The organism is Caulobacter sp. Root1455, from assembly GCF_001426905.1.
Classification (GTDB): Bacteria; Pseudomonadota; Alphaproteobacteria; order Caulobacterales; family Caulobacteraceae; genus Caulobacter.
The window spans coordinates 1-24,562 of record NZ_LMFQ01000001.1; the positions used below are offsets into that span (position 1 = coordinate 1).

At 70.1% G+C, this 24,562-nt stretch carries 20 protein-coding genes; 10 read left to right on the forward strand and 10 right to left on the reverse strand.

The annotated features are described in order from the left end of the window. Positions 1-462 precede the first annotated feature (462 nt). Both folE and ASD21_RS00010 read left to right on the forward strand, forming a co-directional pair. Positions 463-1,044, forward strand: a complete 582-nt coding sequence (gene folE / locus ASD21_RS00005) for a GTP cyclohydrolase I FolE (protein ID WP_056434976.1) — start codon at positions 463-465, stop codon at positions 1,042-1,044. Between the two features lie 69 nt (positions 1,045-1,113). Further along, entirely contained in the window at positions 1,114-1,539 is a 426-nt protein-coding gene (locus ASD21_RS00010; RefSeq protein WP_056434978.1) for a VOC family protein, read from the forward strand. A gap of 5 nt (positions 1,540-1,544) precedes the next feature. On the opposite strand, the gene ASD21_RS00015 is transcribed toward ASD21_RS00010, so the two are convergent. The 5 genes from ASD21_RS00015 to ASD21_RS00035 form a co-directional block, all read right to left on the reverse strand. Beyond that, positions 1,545-2,153 (reverse strand): hypothetical protein, encoded by a 609-nt coding sequence (locus tag ASD21_RS00015; protein ID WP_056434980.1) that lies wholly within the window; start codon positions 2,151-2,153, stop codon positions 1,545-1,547. A gap of 66 nt (positions 2,154-2,219) precedes the next feature. After that, positions 2,220-3,794: an adenosine deaminase family protein gene (locus ASD21_RS00020; protein ID WP_235524810.1), complete on the reverse strand. Its 1,575-nt coding sequence runs from the start codon at positions 3,792-3,794 to the stop codon at positions 2,220-2,222. Positions 3,795-3,845: 51 nt separating this feature from the next. Further along, on the reverse strand, positions 3,846-5,072 hold the full coding sequence (locus ASD21_RS00025; RefSeq protein ID WP_235523761.1) for a hypothetical protein: 1,227 nt from the start codon (positions 5,070-5,072) through the stop codon (positions 3,846-3,848). A 106-nt stretch (positions 5,073-5,178) separates the two neighbouring features. After that, positions 5,179-6,501: a hypothetical protein gene (locus tag ASD21_RS00030; RefSeq protein WP_235524811.1), complete on the reverse strand. Its 1,323-nt coding sequence runs from the start codon at positions 6,499-6,501 to the stop codon at positions 5,179-5,181. A gap of 215 nt (positions 6,502-6,716) precedes the next feature. After that, positions 6,717-7,313 (reverse strand): GNAT family N-acetyltransferase, encoded by a 597-nt coding sequence (locus tag ASD21_RS00035; RefSeq protein WP_056434985.1) that lies wholly within the window; start codon positions 7,311-7,313, stop codon positions 6,717-6,719. Positions 7,314-7,555: 242 nt separating this feature from the next. Here ASD21_RS00035 and ASD21_RS00040 point away from each other — a divergent pair, with 242 nt between their 5' ends. Together ASD21_RS00040 and ASD21_RS00045 are read left to right on the forward strand one after the other, a co-directional pair. Then, positions 7,556-8,545: a transporter gene (locus ASD21_RS00040; protein WP_056434987.1), complete on the forward strand. Its 990-nt coding sequence runs from the start codon at positions 7,556-7,558 to the stop codon at positions 8,543-8,545. 264 nt (positions 8,546-8,809) lie between these two features. After that, positions 8,810-10,117, forward strand: a complete 1,308-nt coding sequence (locus ASD21_RS00045) for an acyl-CoA dehydrogenase family protein (RefSeq protein ID WP_056434988.1) — start codon at positions 8,810-8,812, stop codon at positions 10,115-10,117. A 115-nt stretch (positions 10,118-10,232) separates the two neighbouring features. Here ASD21_RS00045 and ASD21_RS00050 read toward each other — a convergent pair whose 3' ends face one another. Continuing rightward, the gene (locus ASD21_RS00050; protein WP_056434990.1) at positions 10,233-11,297 is read right to left on the reverse strand and encodes a hypothetical protein; all 1,065 of its coding nucleotides are present in this window, start codon (positions 11,295-11,297) and stop codon (positions 10,233-10,235) included. A gap of 356 nt (positions 11,298-11,653) precedes the next feature. After that, a complete protein-coding gene (locus ASD21_RS00055) occupies positions 11,654-12,700 on the reverse strand; it encodes a hypothetical protein (protein WP_056434993.1) in 1,047 nt (348 codons plus the stop codon). A gap of 334 nt (positions 12,701-13,034) precedes the next feature. Here ASD21_RS00055 and ASD21_RS00060 point away from each other — a divergent pair, with 334 nt between their 5' ends. The 6 genes from ASD21_RS00060 to ASD21_RS00085 all read left to right on the forward strand — a co-directional run bounded on the left by ASD21_RS00060 (position 13,035) and on the right by ASD21_RS00085 (position 22,018). Continuing rightward, positions 13,035-14,558, forward strand: a complete 1,524-nt coding sequence (locus tag ASD21_RS00060) for a DNA-3-methyladenine glycosylase 2 (protein ID WP_056436197.1) — start codon at positions 13,035-13,037, stop codon at positions 14,556-14,558. Then, the gene (locus ASD21_RS00065) at positions 14,548-15,060 is read left to right on the forward strand and encodes a methylated-DNA--[protein]-cysteine S-methyltransferase (protein WP_082554567.1); all 513 of its coding nucleotides are present in this window, start codon (positions 14,548-14,550) and stop codon (positions 15,058-15,060) included. Before ASD21_RS00060 ends, ASD21_RS00065 begins: the two co-directional genes overlap by 11 nt. A gap of 94 nt (positions 15,061-15,154) precedes the next feature. Beyond that, the gene (locus ASD21_RS00070) at positions 15,155-16,015 is read left to right on the forward strand and encodes an SMP-30/gluconolactonase/LRE family protein (protein ID WP_056436200.1); all 861 of its coding nucleotides are present in this window, start codon (positions 15,155-15,157) and stop codon (positions 16,013-16,015) included. Between the two features lie 224 nt (positions 16,016-16,239). After that, a complete protein-coding gene (locus ASD21_RS00075) occupies positions 16,240-18,003 on the forward strand; it encodes a chloride channel protein (RefSeq protein WP_056434998.1) in 1,764 nt (587 codons plus the stop codon). An 81-nt stretch (positions 18,004-18,084) separates the two neighbouring features. Beyond that, positions 18,085-20,406, forward strand: coding sequence for an acyl-CoA dehydrogenase (locus tag ASD21_RS00080; protein ID WP_056435000.1), 2,322 nt, complete (start codon positions 18,085-18,087; stop codon positions 20,404-20,406). A gap of 232 nt (positions 20,407-20,638) precedes the next feature. Beyond that, the gene (locus tag ASD21_RS00085) at positions 20,639-22,018 is read left to right on the forward strand and encodes a glycoside hydrolase family 53 protein (protein ID WP_056435002.1); all 1,380 of its coding nucleotides are present in this window, start codon (positions 20,639-20,641) and stop codon (positions 22,016-22,018) included. 51 nt (positions 22,019-22,069) lie between these two features. Here ASD21_RS00085 and ASD21_RS00090 read toward each other — a convergent pair whose 3' ends face one another. The 3 genes from ASD21_RS00090 to ASD21_RS00100 all read right to left on the reverse strand — a co-directional run bounded on the left by ASD21_RS00090 (position 22,070) and on the right by ASD21_RS00100 (position 24,503). After that, the gene (locus ASD21_RS00090; RefSeq protein ID WP_056435004.1) at positions 22,070-23,278 is read right to left on the reverse strand and encodes a TonB family protein; all 1,209 of its coding nucleotides are present in this window, start codon (positions 23,276-23,278) and stop codon (positions 22,070-22,072) included. After that, positions 23,275-23,637 (reverse strand): BlaI/MecI/CopY family transcriptional regulator, encoded by a 363-nt coding sequence (locus tag ASD21_RS00095; RefSeq protein ID WP_056435007.1) that lies wholly within the window; start codon positions 23,635-23,637, stop codon positions 23,275-23,277. Before ASD21_RS00095 ends, ASD21_RS00090 begins: the two co-directional genes overlap by 4 nt. A 158-nt stretch (positions 23,638-23,795) precedes the next feature. After that, positions 23,796-24,503 (reverse strand): DUF899 family protein, encoded by a 708-nt coding sequence (locus ASD21_RS00100; RefSeq protein ID WP_056435009.1) that lies wholly within the window; start codon positions 24,501-24,503, stop codon positions 23,796-23,798. Positions 24,504-24,562 lie beyond the last annotated feature (59 nt).

Sequence of the window (24,562 nt, forward strand, 5' to 3'; positions counted from 1 at the left end):
CGGGACCGGGTTTCGTTGACCTGGCCCGCCCGTCGGGACCGGGTTTCGTTGACCTGGCCCGCCCGTCGGAGGCTTCAAGGCGGCGAGGCCCTAACAGGGCTCAGCGTCGCGGGCTTCCGGATAACGGTGGCGCGGAGCGTCAGGCTTCGTCGAAACGGTAACAACTGCAAACACTCCGGACGTCGTCCGGCGCTCCGCGACCCTTTCCGTCCGCTCAGCGAGAGATCGCGTGAGCTTGCAACGCCGTGCCCGCGAACACTTGCCCCCACCTGACCGCTTCGCGGTCTGTCCGCCCCCATAGGGGGCGGAGGACGCGCGCGCCGCGCCGGGGGCGGAACCTCTTCCCCCTCTGGGGGAAGACGACCGCGAAGCGGTCCGTAGGGGGCAAGCGTTCGCCGCTCGAAGGGAAACAACTCCGTCCCAAACGCCTTTCCTAAACACCACCCGCCCCGGAGCCTCCCCATGACCCTCCCCGCCAAGCCCCCGGTTCCCGAGGACGTCCAGGACGCCGTCCGCACCCTGCTGCGCTGGACCGGCGAGGATCCGGGGCGCGAGGGGCTGGTCGACACCCCGTCGCGGGTGGCGCGGGCCTGGAAGGAATATTGCGAGGGCTATGGCGAGGACCCCGCCCAGCACCTGTCGCGGGTGTTCGAGGAGGTCGGCGGCTATGACGACATCGTGCTGCTCAAGGACGTGCCGTTCCAGTCGCACTGCGAGCACCACATGGCCCCGATCATCGGCAAGGCGCACATCGCCTACCTGCCGCGCGACCGGGTGGTGGGCATCTCCAAGCTGGCGCGGGTGCTGCACGGCTTCGCCCGGCGGCTGCAGATCCAGGAGCGCCTGACCGCCGAGATCGCCGACTGCCTGTGGGACAACCTCCAGCCCCTGGGCGTGGCCGTGGTCATCGAGGCCAGCCACGCCTGCATGAGCGGCCGGGGCGTGCGCACGCCGGGCGTGGCGATGAAGACCAGCCGGATGATGGGCGTGTTCCGCGACGACGAGCGCTCGCGGCGCGAGATCCTGTCGCTGATGGGCTTCTGAGGACCGGGCGGAAACTGCGCCGGACCCCGCCACGTTGAACCCGGAACATCCGTCGCGGAGCCCTGCCCCATGGAACTTCATCGCGGTCGCCTGGTCGACCACATCCACCTGCGCACCCAGGACCTGCCGGCCATGAAGCGGTTCTACAAGGCCGTGCTCGCGGTGATCGGCGTGCCCGTGGTCGAGGGCAGCATCCCCGGGCACGGCGACCACTTCTACGCCGACGAGCTGTGGGTGGATGTCGGCGAGCCGGCCAGCCACGTCCACCTGGCGTTCCAGGCCCCGGACCAGGAGACCGTCCACCGGTTTTACGAGGCGGCCCTGACCAACGGCGGGCGCGACAACGGCGGGCCGGGCGAGCGGCCCTACCACCCCGGCTACTACGCCGCCTTCGCCTACGATCCGGACGGCAACAACATCGAGGCTGTGTTCCACGGCCCGGCCGACCGCTCGGCCGACAGCGTGGTGATCACCTTCGATATGCCCAAGGGCTGAGCGCCTCAGGCCCCCTTGGCGGCGGGCGCGACCAGCACCAGGCCGTAGGCGGCGTCGCCGCTGTCGGTCGGCTGCGCGACGATCTGCACCGTGACCTCCTGGCCGGGCCGGTCGGGGTCGGCCTCGACCGTGTCGGTCGTGAAGCCGCCGACGACGGCGTAGAAGGCGTAGGTGTCGGCCAGGCCCACCGCCAGCCCGTCGTCCCCCTGCACGACCAGCTGCGAGGACAGCACCGTCTGATCCGGGGCGTCGGCCGCCTGGGCGGTGATCGTGAAGGTCGTCGGCTCGCCGACGGCGCTGGCCAGGGTGATCAGATCGGGGTCGTCGATCGGCGCGTTGACCAGCACGAACGACAGCACCTCGCCGGACTTCTCGATCCGGGCGGTCAGCCCCCAGCCGCCGCCGGGCAGGCGCAGGGTGTTGGTGAACCAGGCGCTGCCCTCCAGCATGGCCGACGCATGGACCGTATAGGTCTTGACCGGCGGGACGATCACCACCCCCTCGGCGGCGACCGAGATCTGGCCGGAAAGCGCCTGGGTCTTGCCGCCCCCGCCCTTGCTGATCGTCAGCTGCGCGGACTGGTCGGTGGAATTGACGGCGGTGATCTGGGTCATGGCGGCGGCTCCCCCGAGGCTTTGAGCCCTCGGATAGCACAACCCTGGCAGGCAATTCACGGCTTTCTAGCGTCCCGCCTCGAACGCCTCGAACTCGCGCTCGAGCCGCCATTGCGCCGCGGCCTTGCGGCTGCCCGCCAGGAACCGGTCGCAGGCCGCGCCGGGCCTGGCGCAGGCGGCGACCGGCGCGCGGGGCGAGGCCCACAGGCTGGGGCCGGGCAGGAAGGAATATTCCAGGCTGGCGCGGGCCGCGGCCTTCAGGTCGGCGTAGGTCAGGCCCTGCTCGGTGGCGGCGCGCAGATATTCGTTGGTCAGGTCGATCCGCGAGACGCCCTCGTCGTCGGTGGACAGCACGAACGGCACCCCGGCCTTGCGGTAGAGGGCCAGCGGATGGTCGGCGCCCTTGACGCCCAGGATGACGTCGTTGCTGGTCAGGTTGATCTCGACCGCCACCTTGTCGCGCGCCATCCGGGCCAGGGTGGCCTGGGCGCCGTCCTCGTAGGCGATGTCGACGCCGTGGCCGATGCGGCTGGCGCCGGCCGTCTCGACCGCCTCGCGGACGTGGAAGCGCAGCTCGCGCGGCGTGACCAGGCCCAGGGTCAGCTCGCCGGCGTGCAGCGACAGCTTCACGTCCGGATACTGGGCGTGCAGGAACTGGAACATGCGCATGTGCAGCCGGTAGTCGGCCAGCGAGACCGGATGGTCCTCGGGCGCGACGATGTTGACGCCGACGAAGCGCGGATCGCCCTGGGCCAGGGCGAAGGCCGAGGCCAGCTGGGCGAAGACCACCGACGGCTTCAGGATGCGCCCGGCGAAGGCCTGATAGCCCAGCACCACGGCGCAGGGACCGGTGCGCGGCTTCTGGGCCAGGCAGCCCTGACGACGGTCGGCGTCGGCCTCGGCGGCGTCGAACTCCTGGCGGGCCTGGGCGACCATGGCCGGAAGCTTGGGCTTCACCGCCGCCAGGGCGCCGGCGAAATCATCGGTCCAGGGCGCGTCCTTGAACGACCAGGCCAGATCGGACATCGCCGTGGGGTTCACCGAGGTCTCGACATAGTCGACGGTGTCGCCGGCGGCGTATTCGCGGGCCACCGCCAGCATCGCGCCCAGCTTGCCGTCGCCCGCCGCCCCGAACCGGCCGAAGGTGGCGAAGAACTGGTCGTGGCCCGAGGCCATGGCCCCGTCGGCGCCCGGATCGTAACTTCTCATCGACAAGGCGTTGATCGCCCGGTTGTAGAGAGCCGTATCGGCCGTGGCCAAGCCCTTGGCCGAAACCTTGCCCGGCGCGTCGCACGGGCCCGTGGCGATGGCCGGGAGCACGTCGGTGGTGACGCACAGCCCGCCCTCGTCGGCCCAGGCCAGGAAGTCCTCGGCATAGGCCGCGCCGGACAGGTGGTTGTGAAGGTCGCCGCCCTTGGGCATGGCCCGCAGGAACAGCCGCAGCTGGGCCCGGTCCTTGACGATGGCGTCGAAGCGGGCGGCCGTGCGGGCCTCGGGAGACGGGGCCGGCCTTGGGGCCGGTTCGGCGGCGGCCGCGCCCGCGGTCAGCAGCAGAACGCCCAAGGCCGCGCCCGCCAGTCGTTTCACGCCGATCATCATCTCGCCCGCCCCTGCATGCCACCACCTCAAGGTGATTTGCATCGGCTGGCAAATCCAGTGCTTAACCGTCCAAGGCCCGAAACGGCGCGACGATCAGGCCACGGACGACACCGCCGCGACCTCGGGCGCCACCGACCAGTCGTGCAGCGGCAGGTTCAGCCATGGCAGCTGGGCGGCGCCGACCGGCTTTTCCAGCAGGTCGGTGACCGCCGGGCCGGTGACGAACGGCGCGTGCTGGTCCAGGCAGTGGTTCAGCTCGCGACGGGTGCGCACGTCGGTGATCCCCTGCCAGACCCCCTTTCGGCGATAGATCGGCGCGTCGCGCAGGAATCGGTTCACCGCCGCCAGCCGGGTCGGCTCGTCCGCCGTGGGCAGGACCAGGGTCACGCTGCTGGCCAGGTCGCCGGGCAGCTCCTCGATCTGGAAGGCCGGGTCGGTGACGCGCAGGTCCAGGCGGGCGAAGAACGGCTCAAGCGCCTTCTTGACCTGGGACAGGGCCGAGAAGGACGGGGCGCGCGGCGTATCGTAGACGGCGGCGGCGAGGCGGGCGCGCGAGCCCCGGGGCAGAGCCTCCAGGTGCGGCAGCAGCGCGGCCCGGGCCCCGGGCTTGACGATGGTCGAGAAGCTGATCGGGAAGAACATCACCCCCACCGGCACGGCGGCCAGGGCCTCCGCGGCGGCGGCCAGGGCCACGATGTCGTCCTCCGGCCGGTCGGCCTCGACCCGCGCCGGCGTCAGGCCGAAGGCGGCGGCGACCCGGGCCTGCCGCCAGACCGCCACGCTGCCGATGAACACTTGGCGCGGACCATGATAGACGCCGCGATAGCCGACCCGGGCGGGGGGACCGGCGCTTTCCTCGGGCGGCTCCAGGACCGCCAGTTCCTCCATGGTCGGCGCGCCGCAGACCGGTCCGCCCTGAGGCACGACCGAGCTGACTTCGGTGGGCGTGATGCGGCAGACGCGGCCGACGATCGAACCGTCGTCCTTGCCCTCGAGCAGGGCCTTCAGCTGGGCGCCGTGGATGCCGGCGAAGCGCATGACGTCGGTCTGGTCGCCCTCGAACATCAGCAGGGCGATGTCGCCCTCGCCCTTGTCGCCGAACAGCTTGAACTGCAGATCGCGCGCCAGGGCCTGCAGCTCGCGGGCGTCCAGCTTGGTGGCGCGCGGGTCGGCCAGCACGAACGAGAACGGCGCCACCAGCCCATAGCGGCGCGGCCACAGCCAGGTGGTTTCCAGATAGGCGCCGGCCACCTTGCCGACCAAAGCGGCCATGGTGTCGTTGTCCGCGAACCGCAGTTCGTCGCCCACGAAGACTTTCAAGCATGCGATCGCTGTCATGCCGGCAGGATGCGTGGGGAAGGTTAGCGGAATTCATCCGCGCGCCAGGAACCGGGCGCGACCGACTGTCGCGGAGGCGGCCTTGGCGCTAGGCGACCTTCAGCGGCAGGCCCTGGGCCGAGGCGGCGCCGATCGGGCTGGCCATCAGGTCGGTGATGGCGGGACCCGAGACGAAGCGCAGGCCGGCGGCCCGGCAGGCGTCCAGCTCGCGGGCGTCGCGCAGGCCAGTCACCCCTTGTCGAACCCCCTTGGCGCGGTAGGCGCTCTGGGCCGAGGCGAACTTGGCGATCGCCTCGATGCGCATGCGCAGGTCGTCGTCGGGTAGGGTCAGGGTGATGCTGGTGGCCAGGTCGCCCGGCAGGGTGCCGACCGGGAAGTTCGGCTCGGTGATGTTCAGGTCGATATAGGCGAAATGCGGCTGCAGGAACGCGCGGATCTGGCTCAGCAGGCCCAGCGAGGGCTCGCGCGGGGTGTCGTAGATCGTCGCCCCCAGACGCGCCTGCATGGCCATCGGATAGCGCGACAGCCGGCGCTTGTAGGCCTCCTGCGAGGCCGGGCTGGTCAGGTTCCAGAAGCTGAACGGCACGAACAGCATGCCCGCGTCGCCGGCCTTGGCGAACGAGGCCTGGGCGTCGTTCAGGCAGTTGAGGTCTCGGCTCAGCAGGGCGGCGTCCTCGGTGGGGCGCGGGCTCAGCAGATCGGACCGCAGGCCGATCATCGCGCCGACGAAGGATTCCGACGGCGGATGGTACACGCCCCACCAGCCTGTGGCGGGCGGGGGCGGCGGCTTGGGCTTTTCCGGCTGCGGCGGCGGCTTGGCGGTCGCCGGCTTGGCGGCGGCGGCCAGGGTCGCCGATTGAGCGGGGTCCTTGGCGTCGGCCGTCGCGGCTTCGGCGGCGGGCTCGACAATGGGCTCGGCGGCGGACGCGGCGGGGGCGTCCTGGGCCGGGGTCAGGGCGGCCGCGTCGGGAGCGGCCCGCGGAGCTTCCTCGACCACGGCCTCGCTCGGGGCGCTGGGCACGGCGCGGATCTCTTCGGCGGTGATCACCTGGACGTGGCCGGGCGGTCCGGCATAGCCGCGGCCGGCGATCAGTCCCGCCAGCGCCGCCTGGGACAGGCTGGCGAACTGCAGGACGGCGGTCTCGTCGCCCTCGAAGGTCAGCAGGCAGACCTGGCCGGCTTCGCGGCCCGGGAACAGGCCGGCTTCCAGCTCGACGGCCAGGGTCTGCATCTCGGCCGGATCCAGGCTCTCGGCGCGGCTGTCGGCCAGCACGAAGGCCAGTGGCGCGACGGCGCCGTAGCGGCGCGGGGCCTTCCAGCGATGCTTGAGATACAGGTCCGCGGCGGCCTCCACCTGGGAGACCGGGATGCTCCGACCCGCCTCGGCGGTCCCGGCGACCAGAATTCTCAAGCACGCAATAGCCGTCATGGAGCCGGAAATTACGGGCGAAAGCTTGGCGAAAGCTTTACGGAATCATAGCTAACGCTATCTTTACCTCGAAGATCGGCATTCTTCGCGAAACTGTGACAATCGGGCGCGGAGTTGGGGGCGCGATCGCCCCGCCTACTCCTATCACACTATCATCCTCGGGCCTCGTTCCGAGGATGATGGTGGATGGGGAAACCCTAGGCGAAGGTTTCCTGCAGGCGGAAATCCAGGCGCTGCCTGACCCCTGGCCAGTCGGCGTCGGTGATCGAGAACACGGCGGTGTCGCGCACGTGGCCGGTCCAGGTGATCTTGTGGTTGCGCAGCACCCCTTCGCGGTCGGCGCCCAGCTTCTCGACCGCCGCCTGGCTGCGGCTGTTGCGGACGTCGACCATGAACTCCACGCGGATCGCGCCGGAGTCGAAGGCGTGGCCCAGCAGCAGGCGCTTGGATTCCGGATTGATCGGCCCCGAGCGCGCGTCGGGGTGCAGGAAGGTCGAGCCGACCTCCAGCCCCCGGTGCAGCTTGCGGATGTTCAGATAGCTGGAGGTGCCGACCACCTTGCCGTCGCTCAGGCGGCGGATGGCGAAGCCGATCCGCTCGCCGCGCTCGGTCTCGCCCTTCAGCGCGCCCCACCAGTCGGCGAACCCCTCGCCGCAGCCGTTGGTCGACATGATCTCCCAGCTGTCGGGATCGCAGTCGATCGCCCCCTTCAGTTCGGCGCGCAGGTCGCCTTGGGGGGTGATCGGTTCCAGCCGCACATAGCGGCCTTCGAGGGGATGGATCTGGATGTTCATGCGCGGAACAATGGCCTCGACCAGCGCCGCCGCGCAAGGCCGGGCCGCGCGCGATCTGGCGCCCCATCTTTCGGTCAAGGTGGTTCTTGCGCCCGGCATGGCGTTGTGGAGAGTGAGGCGCGGCCCACGCTGCTGACACATCCTGACACGGCATTGCGCAAGTTTCGGGCGGCGGCGACGCGAGCGACCGCGTAACGACGACTCGCGGCCGCTCAAGGCCGCGACGCCGAGGGGAGAAGGCCATGATTTCGAACGCCCGACGGACCCGTCTGGGAGTCGCCTCGCTGTTGGCCGGACTGACCCTCGCCGCCCCCGCCTTCGCCGACGGGTCGGCGCCGGCGCGCCAGTCGCTGGACGACGCCTGGTGGACCGGACCCATCCTTGCCTCCGGCGCCTCGACCTTGCCCAAGGGCCGGGCCCTGATCGAGCCCTATCTGTACGACGCCAAGCCCTACGGGGTGATCGACGGCGAGGGCAAACGCCACGACGTCCCGGACTCCGACACCTTCGGCTCGCTGACCTACCTGTTGTACGGTGTCACCGACACCTTCACCGCCGGCCTGATTCCCCGCTTCGGCTACGCCAAGGCCGGCGGCCGGTCGAGCTCGGGCGTGCAGCTGGGCGACCTGACCGTCCAGGGCCAGTACCGCCTGAGCCAGTGGAAGGAAGGCGGCCGCACGCCGACGGTCTCGCTGATGCTGCAGGAGACCTTGCCCATCGGCCGCTACGACAAGCTCGACACCCGTCCCAACGACGGCTTCGGCAGCGGGGCCTACGCCACTACCGTGGGGCTCAATTCCCAGACCTATTTCTGGACGCCGAACGGCCGGATCCTGCGCACCCGCCTGAACCTGGCCTACACTCGCTCGGGCCATGCCGACGTCGAGGGCAAGAGCGTCTACGGCACCCCGACGGGCTTCGACGGCCAGGCCCGGCCGGGCGACTCGTTCAATGTCGACCTGGCGTTCGAATACAGCATCACCCGCCGGTGGGTGGCCGCCCTGGACATCGCCTATCAGCGCGACGCCTCGACCACGGTGTCGGGCGTCGACGGGGCGGGCGCGGCCTATGAGCGCCGCACGCCGGTCAGCCAGGCCCTGATCCTGGCCCCGGCGGTGGAGTACAATTTCAGCCCCGTCCTGGGCGTGATCGCCGGCGCCCGCATCGTCCCGGCCGGCCGCAACACCACCGCCTCGGTGACACCGGTGATCGCGGTGAACTACGTGCTGTAGGAGCGGGATAGCCCGGCCTGATCCGCTCCCTTCAGCCGTCATCCCGGACCTTGTGCCCGGGACCCCTGGTTCAGCTGACGGTGAGGAACAATGGCGCGTTGGCGCGCCACACCCCGCACCTGCGGCGGACAGAGGGGTCCCGGGCACGAGGCCCGGGATGACGGTTGTCGAGAGGAAGGAACCCCGCTTGCCGTCCGCGTCAGTTCGGTGTTAGCTTGCGTTCAAACAACTGTTTGACGCATAAGAACGGGACCGGGAAACGCCATGGATTTCGAAATCTCCGCCACCCAGCGCAGCTTCCTCGACCGCGTCACCGCGTTCATGGAAGAACACATCCGTCCCGCCGTCCCGGTCTACGAGGCCGAGATGAACGTGCTCGGGGCCGAGCGCTGGAAGGTCGTCCAGGTCGTCGAGGAGCTGAAGGCCAAGGCCAAGGCCGCCGGCCTGTGGAACTTCTTCATGCCGCCCCACAGCGGCCAGACCCATGTCGACGACACGTTCCAGTTCGAGGGCGTGCAGCTGACCAACCTCGAATACAGCCTGATCGCCGAACAGCTGGGCAAGATCGGCTTCGCGTCCGAGGTCTTCAACTGCTCGGCGCCTGACACCGGCAACATGGAAGTGCTGATGCGCTACGGCACGCTGGAGCAGAAGGAGCGCTGGCTGCGCCCGCTGATGAACGGCGAGATCCGCAGCGCCTTCCTGATGACCGAGCCGGCGGTGGCCAGCTCGGACGCCACCAACATCGAGACCCGCATCGAACGCGACGGCGACCACTATGTGATCAACGGCCGCAAGTGGTGGTCCTCGGGCGTCGGCGATCCGCGCTGCAAGGTCGCCATCGTCATGGGCAAGACCGACCCCGACAACGCCAGCCGCCACCAGCAGCAGAGCCAGGTCCTGGTGCCGATGGACGCCCCCGGCATCGAGATCGTCCGCATGTTGCCGGTGTTCGGCTATGACGACGCCCCGCACGGCCACGCCGAGGTGATCCTCAAGGACGTGCGCGTGCCGGTCGAGGACGCCCTGCTGCTGGGCGAGGGCCGCGGCTTCGAGATCGCCCAGGGCCGCCTGGGCCCGGGCCGCATCCACCACTGCATGCGCACCATCGGCACGGCGGAAGTGGCGCTGGAAAAGATGTGCAAGCGCCTGATGAGCCGCAAGGCGTTCGGCAAGTACATCTCCGACCACTCGGTCTGGGAAGAGCGCGTCGCCGAGGCCCGCATCAATATCGAGATGTGCCGCCTGTTGTGCCTGAAGGCCGCCGACATGATGGACAAGGCCGGCAACAAGTCGGCCCGGCTGGAGATCGCGATGATCAAGGTGGCGGCCCCGCGCCTGGCGCTGAAGATCATCGACGACGCCATCCAGGCTCACGGCGGCGGCGGCGTCACCACCGACTTCGGCCTGGCCAAGGCCTATGCCGGCATTCGCACCCTGCGTCTGGCCGACGGCCCCGACGAGGTGCACGAACGCACCATCGCCCGCATGGAATACGGCAAGTACGGCGATCTGGCCTACCAGCAGAAGGCCGAGCGCGAGCGCGCCCGCGAGGTGGCGGGGATCCGCTGATCCGCTGATCCGCGCCGACCGTCGCTGACCGACCAGGCCTCCCGGAGCGATCCGGGGGCCTTTTCGTCTACCCCTCACAACGGTCATCCCGGGCCGGAGACCCGGGCGACGGCGGCTATTGCGGATAGGCGGACGAAGGGCCCCAGCCGCCGGCCGACTCCGGCGCGCCCGCCGCCGCCACCTGGCCGCCGACCGGGATCACGAAGCCCGGCGCCCGACGGGCGACAGGGATCGCCACCGACTGGGCCGGCGCGCGCGGGGCGCCCGCCGCGGTGTTGACGCACTGGGCGGTGTCGCTCAGGGCGTGCTGACCCAGGCAGAAGACGTCCTCGTACTGCGGACCGGCCACGGCCAGGCATTGGTACAGGTTCAGCTTGGCCATCTTCATGCAGTCGGCGCTCTTCTCCTCGCGCATGATGTTGTCGAGCCCGTCGACATGCTCGTCGTCGGCCGCGCCCAGCAACGCCAGGGCCGCCAGGGCCGCGGCCCGCACGGTCACCGGGGTGAAGACCGCCCCGCCCTCGCCGTCGCCGCCGAAGCCTCGACCGCCGTCGGGGGCCGTCGCCGCCTGGATCAACCGGCCGGCGTCGTCGGCGCCGGGACTGAAGAAGGCGGCCGACATCGCCTTGACCCGGGCCAGACGGCCGGCGCCGTCGGAGATCGGATCCTTGGACCAGTTCTGGTGCTGGATGTCATAGGCCGCCTGCTTGACCGCCCGGGCGGTGACGCCCAGCGGCGCGCCGCGGCTGAGCAAGGCCGCCTGGGCCCGGCCGGCGGCGGCCCCGACGCCCTCGATGTCGATGACGCTTTCGGGATCGTTCTCCAGTCGGGCGACCAGAACCTCGGGCGGCGTGTCGCGCGTGGCCCGGCGGACGCCGTCGATGAAGGTCTGCTCCTGCAGGGCCGCGATGGCCCCGTAGGCGATCATGCCGGCCTCCAGTTGCTCGGGCTGGTAGGCCGAGCCCTTGGCCAGGGCGTCGGCGACGCCGCCGCCGTTCTCGAACGCGGCCGAGATGGTCCCGGCCCCGCGGGTGTAGGTCTCGAAGGCGCTGGCCGCGGCCACCACGTCGCGGGCCAGACTGACGCCAGGCTCGCCGCGCTCTTGGCGAGCGACCGCGAACCCGGACGCGGCGATGACAGCGACGAGCGCCGTCGTCGCCCAAAGAACAGGATTTTTCATCTTGATAGCCCCGGACTGAACTTCAGCCCCACTAGACGTCCCTCAAGATCGAGCATTCCCCAATATTCCAAACGAATCGAGCGAAATGGTTCATGCAACTGGCCATTTTACTGCGCGCTTTTGTCGCAGTAGGGTACTTTACGGAGACTAAGGCGGGTTTTCATCTATGGTATGTCGAGTAGTCGACAGTTTTATATTACGGTTAACGCGGATTAACTGAGACCAAGACCTTATCCCGCCGGGACTTTACGGCCTAGCTTCGAACAGGATGACAGCGAAGCTTGGACGAAACGGGGCCGTCGCTCCGGCGATCTCGGACTCATCCCGAGGACGCCGGGGCCAGGGGCGTGGGCAGGCTAGTTCCCCGCCGGAACCGGCGAACTCATCGCCGCCACGGCCTGGCCCGCCACCGGGATCATGAAACCCGGAACCGGACGCTGGGCCGGGGCCGGAGCGGCCGTCGGCGCCACGAACCCACCGGCCGCGTTGTTGACGCACTGGGCGGTGTCGATCAGGGCGTGCTGGCCCAGACAGAAGACGTCCTCGTAGTGCGGTCCGGCCACGGCCAGGCACTGGTACAGGTTCAGCTTGGCCATCTTCATGCAGAAGCCGCTTTTCTCGTCGTGCATGACGACGCTCAGCTTGGCGACGTCGTCGTCGCCGGCCGCGCCCAGCACCGCCAGGGCCGCCAGGGCCGAGGCCCGCACGGTTACCGGGGTGAAGGCCGCCCCACCCTCGCCGCCGGAGCCGCCGGGCTCACGCGGCGCGGTGGCCGCCTGGATCAGTCGACCGGCGTCCTCGTCGCCAGGGTTGAAGAAGGTGGCCGACATCGCCTTGACCTTGGCCAGGCGGCCGGCGCTATCGGCGATCAGGCCCTTGGACCAGCCCTGGTGCTGGACGTCGTAGGCCGCCTGCTTGACCGCCTTGCCGGTGACGCCCAGCGGCGCGCCGCGCTTGAGCAGGGCCGCCTGGGCCCGGCTGGCGGCCGCCCCGACGCCGTCGATCTCCAGGACGCTGTCGGGATTGGTCTCCAGGCGCGCGATCAGCGCGTCGGCGGGCGTCTCGCGCGCCGCCTGGCGGACGCCGTCGATGAAGGCCTGCTCCTGCAGCGCCGCGATGGCGCCGTAGGCGATCATGCCAGCGTCCAGTTGCTCAGGCTGGTAGGCCGCGCTCTTGGCCAGAGCGTCGGCGACGCCGCCGCCGTTTTCGAACGTCGCCGGAATGGCTACGGCCCCGCGGGTATAGGTTTCGAAGGCGCTGGCCGCGGCGACGACGTCGCGGGCCAGACTGACGCCGGGCTCGCTCCGCTCCTGACGGGCGACGGCCCCTCCCCCAACAAGGGTGGCGGAGATGGCGACGGCGGCGACCAGCGCGCTCGTCGTCCAGATGACGGGATATTTCATGGTGATGGCCCCAGACCGAACTTGAGCCTATTGGGCGATCATCGCGGTTGATCACCCTCTAATATTCATACCAAATGACACGTTAATGTTCATGTATTTGACCGTTTTTATCGCGCGTTTTGTCGCACCTAATCTTAGTCAATAAATAAATTGTCGAGTTCATATCACTAGCTTTAGAAATGTCGGACACTCGACACTTTGCATTCGGCGGAATTTTATCGCGCGAAGATTGCACGCGACACGCCACACCCGCGCTTCCCGATGTTGCGACGCCGCCGATGACGACGTCCGAAAACCGCGAGACACCACCCCGCCCGGGGCTATGATCGAGCGCATGGACCTCGATCCCGACGTTTGCTACCGCGCCATCCAGACCCGCGACGCCCGCTTCGACGGCCGGCTGTTCGTGGCCGTCAAGACGACGGGCGTCTACTGCCGGCCGGTGTGCCCGGCCCGTACGCCGCTGCGCCAGAACGTCACCTTCCACGCCACCGCCGCCTCGGCCCAGGAGGCCGGCTACCGCGCCTGCCTGCGCTGCCGGCCCGAGACCTCGCCGCAGCTGGGGGCCTGGAACGGGGCGTCCAACACGGTGTCGCGCGCCCTGGCCTTGATCGAGGCCGGCGCTCTGGACTCTTCTTGCGAGAACGGGGGCGACGTCGAGACCCTGGCCGAGCGGGTCGGGGTCGGCGGACGGCAGCTGCGGCGACTGTTCCTGCAGCATCTGGGCGCCACGCCTATCGGAGTGGCCCAGACCCGGCGGGTGCTGCTGGCCAAGCAGCTGATCCACGAGACCGACCTGCCAATGGGCGAGGTGGCGCTGGCCGCCGGCTTCGGCAGCGTGCGGCGCTTCAACGAGACCTTCCAGCAGCTCTACGACCGCCCGCCCGCCGCCCTGCGCCGGCGAAAAGCCCAGTCCCTTCCCAACAGACCGGCGCCCCCGGGAGAAGCCATCTCCCTGACCCTGCGCTACCGCCCGCCCTACGACTGGGACGGCATGCTGGCCTTCCTGGCCATGCGCGCCATCCCGGGCGTCGAGGTGGTCGACAACAACGTCTATCGCCGGGTCATCGCCCTGGACGGCGCGGCCGGGACCCTCGCCGTGACGCCGATCGACCGCGACCGGCTGAGCGTGGCGGTGCGGTTTCCCAAGCCCTCGGCCCTGCCCCGCATCCTGGCCCGGGTGCGCGGGGTGTTCGACCTGTCGGCCGATCCGATCGGCATCGGCGAGGTGCTGTCGCGCGATCCGGACCTGGTGCGGATGGTGGCCCTGCGGCCCGGCCTTCGGGTGCCCGGCGCCTGGGACGGGTTTGAGCTGGCGGTGCGGGCGATCCTGGGCCAGCAGATCACCGTCGTGCAGGCCCGCAAGCTGGCCGGCGACCTAGTCGCGACGCACGGCGAGCCGCTGTCCGAACCCTGGGCCGAGCCGGGCCTGACCCACGCCTTCCCCTCGGCCGAGCGCCTGGCCGCCGCCGACCTTTCGGGCCTGAAGATGCCCGGGGCCCGCATCCGCTGCCTGTCGGCCATGGCCGAGGCGATCGCCCGGGATCCGAACCTGCTGTCGCCGACCGCAAGCCTGACGGAGATGGTCGCCCGCCTGCGCGCCCTGCCCGGCATCGGCGAATGGACGGCCCAGTACATCGCCATGCGCCAGCTGCGCGAGCCCGACGCCTTCCCCGCCGCCGACGTCGCCCTGATGCGCGCCCTGGCCGACGCCGACGGCGTTCGCCCTACTCCGGAAAAGCTCCTGGCCCGGGCCGAGGCCTGGCGGCCCTGGCGCGCCTACGCCGCCCTGCACCTGTGGGCCTCGCTGGCGGATGAAGGCGCGCCGCCGGTCCGGAAGATCAAGCGTGCGGCCTGAAGTGCTGACGCTCGAGGTCTTGCCCACCCCGATCGGCGAGATCGACGTGGTCACCGACGCCGAAGGGCGGCTGCGGGTGCTGGAGTTTCACGACGAGCCCCTGCGGCTGGCCCGGGCCCTGCGCCTGCATCATCGCGACCAGGCCGTGGAACCCGGCGCGGCGCCGGCGGCGGTGCGCGACGGGCTGGCCGCCTATTTCGCCGGGGAGCTGACGGCGCTGAAAGCCGTGCCCTGGACGATCGGCGGCACGGCCTTCCAGCGCCAGGTCTGGAACGGCCTGGTCGAGATCCCGCTGGGTGAAACGACCAGCTATGCCCGCCTGGCCGAACGGATCGGCCGCCCCCGCGCCGTGCGCGCCGTGGGCCTGGCCAACGACGCCAACCCGATCGCCGTCGTCGTGCCTTGCCACCGGGTGATCGGAACCGGCGGCGCCCTGACCGGCTACGGCGGCGGGATCGCGCGCAAGCGCTGGCTGCTGGCGCACGAGGGGGTGAAGGCCTGATCCTTCTCCCCCCGCGGGAGAGGGAAATTACGACACCCCTGTCGAAATCGGCCCTCCTGCCTCGTCCTTGGTGATGACCCGCCAGGAGCACGCCATGACCATCCCCGCCCTTGAAGCCCGAACCCTGTTGAACGGCCTGGTGATGGGCGAGTCGCCCCGCTGGTGGAACGGCCGGCTGTGGGTCTGCGACTGGGGCGCGCGCGAACTGCTGACGGTCGACATGGCCGGCTGCCGCGAGACGATCGTCGCGGTCGACGCCCTGCCGTTCTGCATCGATCCCCGCCCCGACGACCGGCTGCTGATCAGCGCGGCCGGCCAGGTGCTGCTGCTGGCCCCGCACCGCCAGCTGAAGTCCCATGCCGACTTGTCGAGCCTATCCGACAAGCCCTGGAACGAGATCGTCGTCGTCGCCTCGGGAAAGGGCCGGGGGAACGCCTACGTCAACAATATCGGCTTCGACTTCCCGCACGGCGAGGTGACCACCGGGATCATCGCCCTGGTCACGCCGGACGGCGCGGCGCGCCAGGTCGCCGACGAGGTGGCGTTTCCCAACGGCATGGCGATCACCCCCGACGGCCGGACCCTGATCCTGGCGGAGTCCTACGGCCAATGCCTGACCGCCTTCGACATCATGCCCGACGGCGGCCTGTCGAACCGGCGGATCTGGGCGGAGGTCGACGGGCACCCGGACGGGATCTGCCTCGATGCCGAGGGGGCGGTCTGGTACGCCGACGTGCCGGGACGCTGCTGCGTGCGGGTCGCCGAGGGCGGTGCGGTCCTGGCCCGGGTCGACGTCGATCGCGGCTGCTTCTCCTGCGCCCTGGGCGGTCCCGACGGGACGACCCTGTTCATCGTCGCCGCCGACTGGCGCGGGCCGCAGGGCATGGGCCAGCCGTCGCGGACCGGCGTGGTGCTGACCGCCCAGGCCCCAGTCCGCGCCGCCGCCCGAAGCTAGGGCTGATCAACGGTCAACGTAGTGCGTGGTCCTCGTCCTTCGACAAGCTCAGGATGAGGACCATTGTCCAGGCCGTGCGGTAGAAAACCTCATCCTGAGCTTGTCGAAGGACGAGGTTTTCGCTTCCGAAGCCGAATGTCGATCAGGCTAGGACCGCACGCCCCGCGTTGCCTCGCCCCGCGCAGCCCGTAAGATGGCGCCGTCCCGCGGAACCCTTAAGCGTCATGCAGCTGTCCCTCCCGACCACCACCTCCGTGCGCTGGCTGAGCTGGCTGCGGCGGCGGATCCGGTCCAGCGAGCTGTGGCTGATCGCCGTGGCCACCCTGATCGGGGCCGGGGCCGGAGCGCTGGCGGTGTTGCAGGCCAAGCTGGCCCACGGCCTGCAGATGCTGCTGTTCGCCATCGACATGGACCAGCGGCTCAGCGCCCAGAGCGTGATCGCCCCCTGGCGGCTGCTGGCCATCCCGATCGGAGGCCTGGTGCTGGGCGTGGCCAGCTGGGCCTGGCTGACATACCGGCCCAAGCCGGCGGTCGACCCCGTCGAGGCCAACGCCCTGCATGGCGGCCACCTGTCGATCCGCGACAGCACCTTCATCTGCGGCCAGACCCTGCTGTCGAACGGGGTCGGAGCCTCGGTCGGGCTGGAGGCCGCCTACGCCCAGGCCGGGGCGGCGATCGCCTCGTTCGCCGGCCAGCGGCTGAACCTGCGCCGGGCCGACATGCGGACCCTGGTCGGGGCCGGAGCCGGAGCCGCCATCGCCGCCGCGTTCGGCGCGCCCCTGACCGGGGCCTTCTACGCGTTCGAGATCGTCATCGGCGCCTACACCGTCGCCAACCTGGCGCCCGTGGCCGCCGCCGCCCTAGCCGCGGTGCTGGTGGCCGGGCGGATGGGCGGCTTGCCCTATCTGCTGAAGACCTCGACCCCGGCCGTGCAGTCCTGGTTCGACTACGGCCTCTACGCCCTGCTGGGCGTGGTCTGCGCCTTCGCCGGCATCGCCCTGATGCGGCTGGTGGCCTCGGCCGAAGGGCTGGTCGGCAAGACCAAGCTGCCCAAGACCTTCCGCCCGATGGTCGGCGGCGTGGCCCTGGCGGCCATGGCGATGATCACCCCCCAGACCCTGTCCGCCGGCCACGGCGCGGTGCACGTCAACCTGACCGCCGACCTGGGCCTGCGGATGCTGGTGGTCCTGCTGGCCATGAAGGCGCTGGCCAGCGTGGTGTCGCTGAGCTTCGGCTTCCGGGGCGGCCTGTTCTTCGCGTCGCTGTTCCTGGGCGTGCTGGTGGGCCAGATCTTCGCGGCCCTGACGGTGTTCGTGCCCTGGCTGCCGTCGCTGGATCCGACGGTGGCGGCCTTGGTCGGCCTGGGGGCCTTTGGCGTCGCCGTGGTCGGCGGCCCCTTCACCATGTCGTTCCTGGTGCTGGAGGCCACGGGCGACTTCACCGTGGCCGCCGCCGCCCTGGTGGCCTCGCTGATCGCCAGCGCCATCGTGCGCGAGACCTTCGGCTACTCGTTCTCGACCTGGCGGCTGCACCTGCGCGGCGAGACCATCCGTAGCGCCCATGACGTCAGCTGGATGCGCCCCCTGACCGCCGGCCGGATGATGCGCAAGGACACCAAGACCATCCCCGCCGAGGCCACCCTGGCCGAGTTTCGCCGCCGCTATCCGTTGGGCTCGACCAAGCGGGTGGTGATCCTGGACGCCGCCGGCCGCTACGCCGGCATCGTCCGCACCGCCCTGGCCTACGCCCATCCCGACGACAGCGAGATGGCCGTGGCCTCCCTGGCCCTCTATGCCGACACCGCCCTGATGGCCGACCAGTCGATCAAGGAGGTCATGCGCGCCTTCGACCACACCCAGGCCGACGAACTGGCGGTAATCGACGTCAACCGCGAGGTGATCGGGATCCTGTCCGAAGCCTATGCGACCCGGCGCTACGCCGAGGAGCTGGACAAGGCGCGGCGGGAGCTGACGGGGGAGGCGGGGTAGCTTCGCGCCCTCATCGCCTCCCCGCGCGGAGCCCGCCGCGCCGCGACGCGTTTGATATCCATCGCGGTTCGAGGTGGCGTCATGACCAGCAGTTTCAATTTTCGCCGGGACCTGATCACCCGGCCGATCCTGCAATGGGCGCGTGGCGTGATGCCGGCGCTGTCGCAGACCGAGCGCGAAGCCATCGACGCCGGCGACACCTGGTGGGACGCGGCCCTGTTCACAGGCGATCCGGACTGGAACGAACTGCTGGCCTTTCCGGCGGCCAAGCTGCGCCCCGACGAGCAGGCCTTCATCGACGGGCCGGTCGACACCCTGTGCGCCATTGTCAACGACTGGACGATGACCTGGGAGACCCGCGACCTGTCGCCGGAAACCTGGGCCTATCTGAAGAGCCAGAAGTTCTTCGGCATGATCATCCCGAAGGAATATGGCGGCCTGGGCTTTTCCGCCTACGGCCACGCCGAGGTCGTCCGCAAGATCGCCACCCGCTCGGCCTCGGCGGCGGTGACGGCGATGGTGCCCAACTCGCTCGGCCCCGGCGAGCTGATCATGAAGTTCGGGACCCAGGCCCAGCGCGACCACTGGCTGCCGCGCCTGGCCGACGGGCGCGAGGTGCCCGCCTTCGGCCTGACCAGCCCCGAGGCGGGATCCGACGCCGGGGCCATGGTCGACGAGGGCGTGGTCTGCCGCGGCCAGTGGAAGGGCCAGGAAGTGCTGGGCATCCGGCTGAACTGGCACAAGCGCTACATCACCCTGGGACCGGTCTGCACGGTGCTGGGCCTGGCGTTTAAGCTGAAGGACCCCGACCACCTGCTGGGCCAGGTCGAGGACATCGGCATCACCTGCGCCCTGGTGCCCACCGACACGGCAGGGGTCGAGATCGGCCGCCGCCACCTGCCCGCGTTCCAGACGTTCCAGAACGGACCCAACTGGGGCAAGGACGTCTTCATCCCGATGGACCTGGTGATCGGCGGCGCCGAGCGCGTGGGCCAGGGCTGGATGATGCTGATGACCGCCCTGGCGGCCGGGCGCGGCATCTCGCTGCCAGCCATGTCGGGCGCGGCGGCGGCGTTCAGCGCGATGACCACCGGCGCCTACGCCCGGATCCGCAGCCAGTTCCACGTGCCGATCGGCAAGTTCGAGGGCGTGCAGGAGCGCCTGGCCCGCATCGCCGGCAACGCCTACCTGCTGGACGCCGGCCGCCGCCTGACCTGCACGGGCCTGGACCTGGGCCACCATCCCTCGGTGATCTCGGCCTTGCTGAAGTCGGGCGCCACCGAACGCATGCGGATCGTCATCAACGACGCCATGGACGTGCACGGCGGCAAGGCGGTGATCGAGGGCCCGCGCAACTACATGGGCTCGCAATACCGGGCCATCCCGGTGGGCATCACGGTCGAGGGCGCCAATATCCTGACGCGCAGTCTGATGGTGTTCGGCCAGGGCGCGATCCGGGCCCATCCGTTCATGCTGCGGGAGATCCTGGCGATCGGCGAGGCGGATCGGACCAAGGGCCTGGCCGAGTTCGACGCGGTGTTCTGGAAACACGTGGCCCACGCGGTCCGCACCGGCCTGCGGGCCTGGGGCCGCAGCTGGACGGGCGGGCTGATCTCGCCCGCGCCGGACGCCGGCCGGGCCAGCCGGTTCTATCGGCGGATGGGCCGCTACAGCGCGGCCTTCGCCTTGACGTCCGACATCGCCCTGCTGACCTTGGGCGGGGCGCTGAAGCGCAAGGAGATGCTGTCGGGGCGACTCGGCGACGTCCTGGCCGAGCTCTATTTCCTGTCGGGTGCCCTGAAGCGCTGGGAGGACGAGGGCCGTCAGGACGCCGATTTCCCGCTGCTGCAATGGTGCATGGACACCGGCTTCGCCACCATCGAGCAGCGCTTCGACGAGGTGTTCGCCAACCTGCCCAACCGACTGGCCGGCTGGTTACTGCGGGCGGCGATCCTGCCGCTTGGGCCGCGTCGTCGAGGTCCGTCGGACCGCACGACCACCGCCTGCGCCGAGCTGCTGCTGGCGCCGTCCGAGACCCGCGACCGGCTGATCGAGAACGTCTATGTCGGCGGCAAGGACGAGGCGGTCGGCCAGCTGATCGACGCCTTCGAGCGGGTCGTCGCCACCCAGCCAATCCACGACCGCCTGCGCGCCCAGAAGATCCGCCACTGGAAGGACGGGGTCGAGGGCGGCTGGGTCACGGCCGACGAGATCGCGGCGCTGGAGGCGGCCGACAAGGCCGTGGCGGCGGTGATCGCGGTCGACGACTTCGCCCACGACGGACTGGCGACGCGAGTGGCGGCCGAGGTCCGGGCGGCGACGCCGGCGGCTGTGGGCGACGGCGCGCCGCGTCCGCGACTGGACCTCGAGGAGCACCGCACGTTCAGCGGGGTGGGGCCGTAGTCGTTCAGTCCCTCCCCCTGTGGGGGAGGCGATCGCGCAGCGATCGGTGGGGGGAGTTTTAGATCGCTGATCCGGGCTGCACCTGCCTGCCGATCACTCCCCCACCGTCGCCCTTCGGGCGACACCTCCCCCACAGGGAGAGGGTTCAAAACTCTCCGCTTGATTTATAATATAATTGCAACCACCTTCCCCGCCGCCGCCACGACGCGGCGCGTCGTCGGGAGAGAACCTCATGCGGGGCAGCCGCTTCACCCTGGCCGCCATGGCCGCCATGGCCGCCAGTCTGCTGAGTCTGAGCGCGGTCCCCTCTGGTGTCGCCCAGGCCGCCGAACCACCGATCTATCTGGGCGTCGACATCTCCTACGCCAACGAGATGGACGACTGCGGCGCGGTCTACACGTCCGGCGGCCAGCGGGTCGACCAGTTCCGGTTCTTCAAGTCGGCCGGCGCCAACGTGGCGCGGATCCGCATCTGGAACGATCCGGACTGGACGAAGTATTCCAACCTGGCCGACGTCAAGCGCAGCATCCGGCGGGCCAAGGACGCCGGCATGCAGGTGCTGCTCGACTTCCATTATTCCGACGACTGGGCCGACGGCGACAAGCAGATCGCCCCCAAGGCCTGGGCGAAACTCTCCACGCCCGACCAGGCCAAGGCGCTGTACGCCTTCACCCACGACACCCTGGTCGCGCTGAACCGCGAAGGCCTGACGCCCGAGCTGGTGCAGGTGGGCAACGAGACCAACGGCGAGATCGTCTCCAGCCTGGCCAAGGCCAAGGAGCCCATCCACTGGGACCGCAACGCCCTGCTGTTCAACGCCGGGATCAAGGCCGTGCGCGACGCCGGCCGCGAGACCGGGACCAAGCCCCGGGTGATGCTGCACATCGCCCAGCCCGAGAACGTCGAGCCCTGGTTCGCCGCCGCGACCAAGGCGGGCGTCACCGACTACGACATCATCGGCGTCAGCTACTACAGCAAGTGGTCCAAGCGCTCGATGGCGGAGCTGGGCGCGACCATCAACCGCCTGCGCCACGCCTACGCGGCCGACGTGCTGGTGGTCGAGACGGCCTATCCGTTCACCACCGACAACGCCGACAGCTCGCCCAACCTGCTGGGCGCGGACTCGCTGATCGCCGGCTATCCGGCCACCCCGGCCGGCCAGGAGAGTTACCTGGTCGACCTGACCCAGCTGGTGCTGGCCAGCGGCGGAACGGGCGTCTTCTACTGGGAGCCGTCCTGGCTCTCAACCAAGACCTGCGGCACCCGCTGGGGTAAGGGCTCCAACTGGGAGAACGCGGCGGTGTTCGACTTCAAGGGCCAGGCCCTGCACAGCGCTGAGGGCTGGCTGAAGCACGCCTATGTCCTGCCGGTCGAGGTGACGTTCAAGGCCAAGGTTTCGGGCGAGGCCGCCTTCATCGACGGCGACTTCCTGGGCGGCGTCGGGCCCCGTCCGATGGTCCGGGAGGGCGACGCCTTCGTCTACCGCACGCGCCTCATGCCGGGGACCTCGGTGACGGTGGCCACGGCGGCGACGGCGGCTGGGGTGGCGGATGCGCCGGCCGTGACGGCGACGGTGGGGCGGAGAGCCAGCGTGGTGCGGGTGGAGGAGTAGATGCTCGGTCCGGTCATCCCGGCGGCGACAGGATGACCGGACCGACGGCTTCTATTTCGCGGGAACCATGAAGCGGATCGGAATGACCACGCGACCGCCGCCCACCGGATGGCCGTCGAGCGTGGTTGGGCTCATCTGGAAGCTGGGGGTGAGGTCGAGGGCGGCCTGGCCGAAACCGGCGCCCTCCGGCGCTTCCGTACGGATCACACAATTCTCCAGACGCCCGTCCCGGGCGACTTCGCAGCCGACGGCCGCCCGGCCTTCCAGCCCGGTCTTGGCCGCCGCCGCCGGATAGACACGCGCCAGGTCAGCGCCGGTCGGCCTCTCGATCCAATCGGGCTTCACGATGGTCGGAGCCGGCGGCCGCGGATTGGCCGCCCAGACGGCGCCGGCGCCGACCAGGGCCAGGCCGCCGATCAGGGCGGCCCCGAAAACCTTGCGAGCCGGGGAGACGGAAGGCGTATTCAACATGGCGACTCTCTCCTTCAGGGGATGGGGACCGACCGCTGGCCAATGGCAACCGAACGGCACGGCGTGGGAAATCATCAGGGTGTCGAGCAGGGTCTCGGCATAGACGCGCCGGTCATCCGGGTGACGGGTCACGACGGCCTCGTCGCAGGCGATCTCCTGGTCGACCCGCATGCGGCGCACCGCCAGGTGGACCAGCGGGTTGAACCAGCACAGGCAGCGCAGGGCGGCGGCCAGGGCGTTGATCGCGGCGTCGCCGCGCTCCAGGTGCACGCGCTCGTGGGTCAGCACCACCCGGCGGGCCGCGCCCGCGAAGCGCTGCTCGAAGTCGCCGGGCACCACGATGCGGGGCCTCAGGACCCCGATCACGGCGGGCCCGACATCCAGGCGCGCGGCGAGCAGCAGGCCGCTGTCGGCCTGCGACGGGGTCAGCGGCCCCAGCGAGGCCACGAAACGTTTCTGGCGCACGATCAGCACGCCCAGCGCCGCGACGGCCCCCGCCATCCAGACGGCGATGATCAGCCCCGGCAGGACCGGCGCGCGGTGGACCAGGGGCGCGGCGCTCTTGGCGGCGGCCAGGGCCAGGGTCGTCACCGGCGCCAGGACCTGGGACGGCGCGTGGGCAGGCAGGAAACTGGCCGCCAGGCAGACCGGTGCGACCAGCCACAGGACGTAGGCGGCCAGGGCGCCGAAGCGGGCGCGCACGGGGCGGCGCAGGATCAGGACCACCAGAATGGCGGCCACGAGGGCGAGGTTGGCGCGCAGCAGCGCGGCGAGGATCAGGGCGCTCATTTGCCGATCTTCTCGATCAGGGCCTTCAGCTCGGCGATGTCCTGGTCGCTGAGCTTGTCGCCGTCGGAAAGGTGGCTGACCAGCGGAGCCAGGCGGCCGTCGAACAGCCGGTCCAGCAGGCCCTGGCTTTCGGACTGGACATAGGCCTGGCGGGAGATCGCCGGCGAATAGAGATAGCGCCGCCCGTCCGCCGTGGCGGTGATGGCCTTCTTCTTCAGAAGCCGGCTGATCAGCACCTTCACGGTTCCCTCGGTCCAGCCCTGCGGCTCGCCGACCTCGCCGATGATGGCTTCGGAGGTCAGGGGGCTGCGCTTCCACAACGCCTCCATGACGACGCTTTCGGCGGCGCTGATCTTCATGACGACCTCACGATGACAAACGTCAACGATCTGACGTTGACGTTTGTCATCGTGATTGTCAACAGGCGCTCAAAGACGATGCGCGCAAACGCAGGTTGTCATCCCGGAAGCCTCGGAGAGGCTGTCCGGGACCCAGGACAGCCGTGTGGAGGAGGCCCTTACTTGTATTCCAGGCTCGGGTACCAATCGCCGCCGCGCCCCTCCGGCGTCATGTCCAGGAAGTTCCACAGCGGCACCAGGTCCGGGGCGCCGCGCGGGTCCTGGCCGGGGTCGGCGCTGTCGCCGGTCATCTCGCCGGACCAGAAGTGGCGGATCGTTCCGTCCTGGCGGGTGAAGACATTGTAGGCCGGGATCTCGTCGCCGTTCGGCAGCAGGCCGAAATAGTCGCGCGAATAGTTCCCGTTCAGGTCGGTGTAGAGCCGCAGGTTGCGCCAGCCCCGTTCCTTCTTGAAAGCGACAAGCCTGTCGAGCGGCGAGCGGGCCACCACCGCCAGCGACATCCGCTGGTCCAGGTCGGCGGCGTTGGCGTCCAGCGGTCCCAGCAGCGCCGTGCACATCGGACAGGGCCGCTCGCGCTGGGGGCCGAACATGAAGCTGTAGACGCCCAGGGTCTGCTTGTCGCGGAACAGGCCGGCGAAGTCGACGGACCCTTCCTCGCCCTCGAACCGGTAGTCGCCCGTCACCGCCCCGCCCAGCGGCAGGGCGCGGCGCTGTTCGGCCACGCGCTCGAGGTGGCGGCGCAGCTCCAGCTCCTCGGCCAGCAGGGCCGTGCGGGCGGCGCGGTATTCTGGACTTTCGTTGGGGAACCGCACCGGGCTTCGCGCGGCAAGCTCGACGGCGGGGGTGAGGGTGACGCGGGCGTCCATGAGGGCGACCTCCATGTGGGGTGCGCCATCATAACCCCTGAAGGCGACGCCGGGTTCTC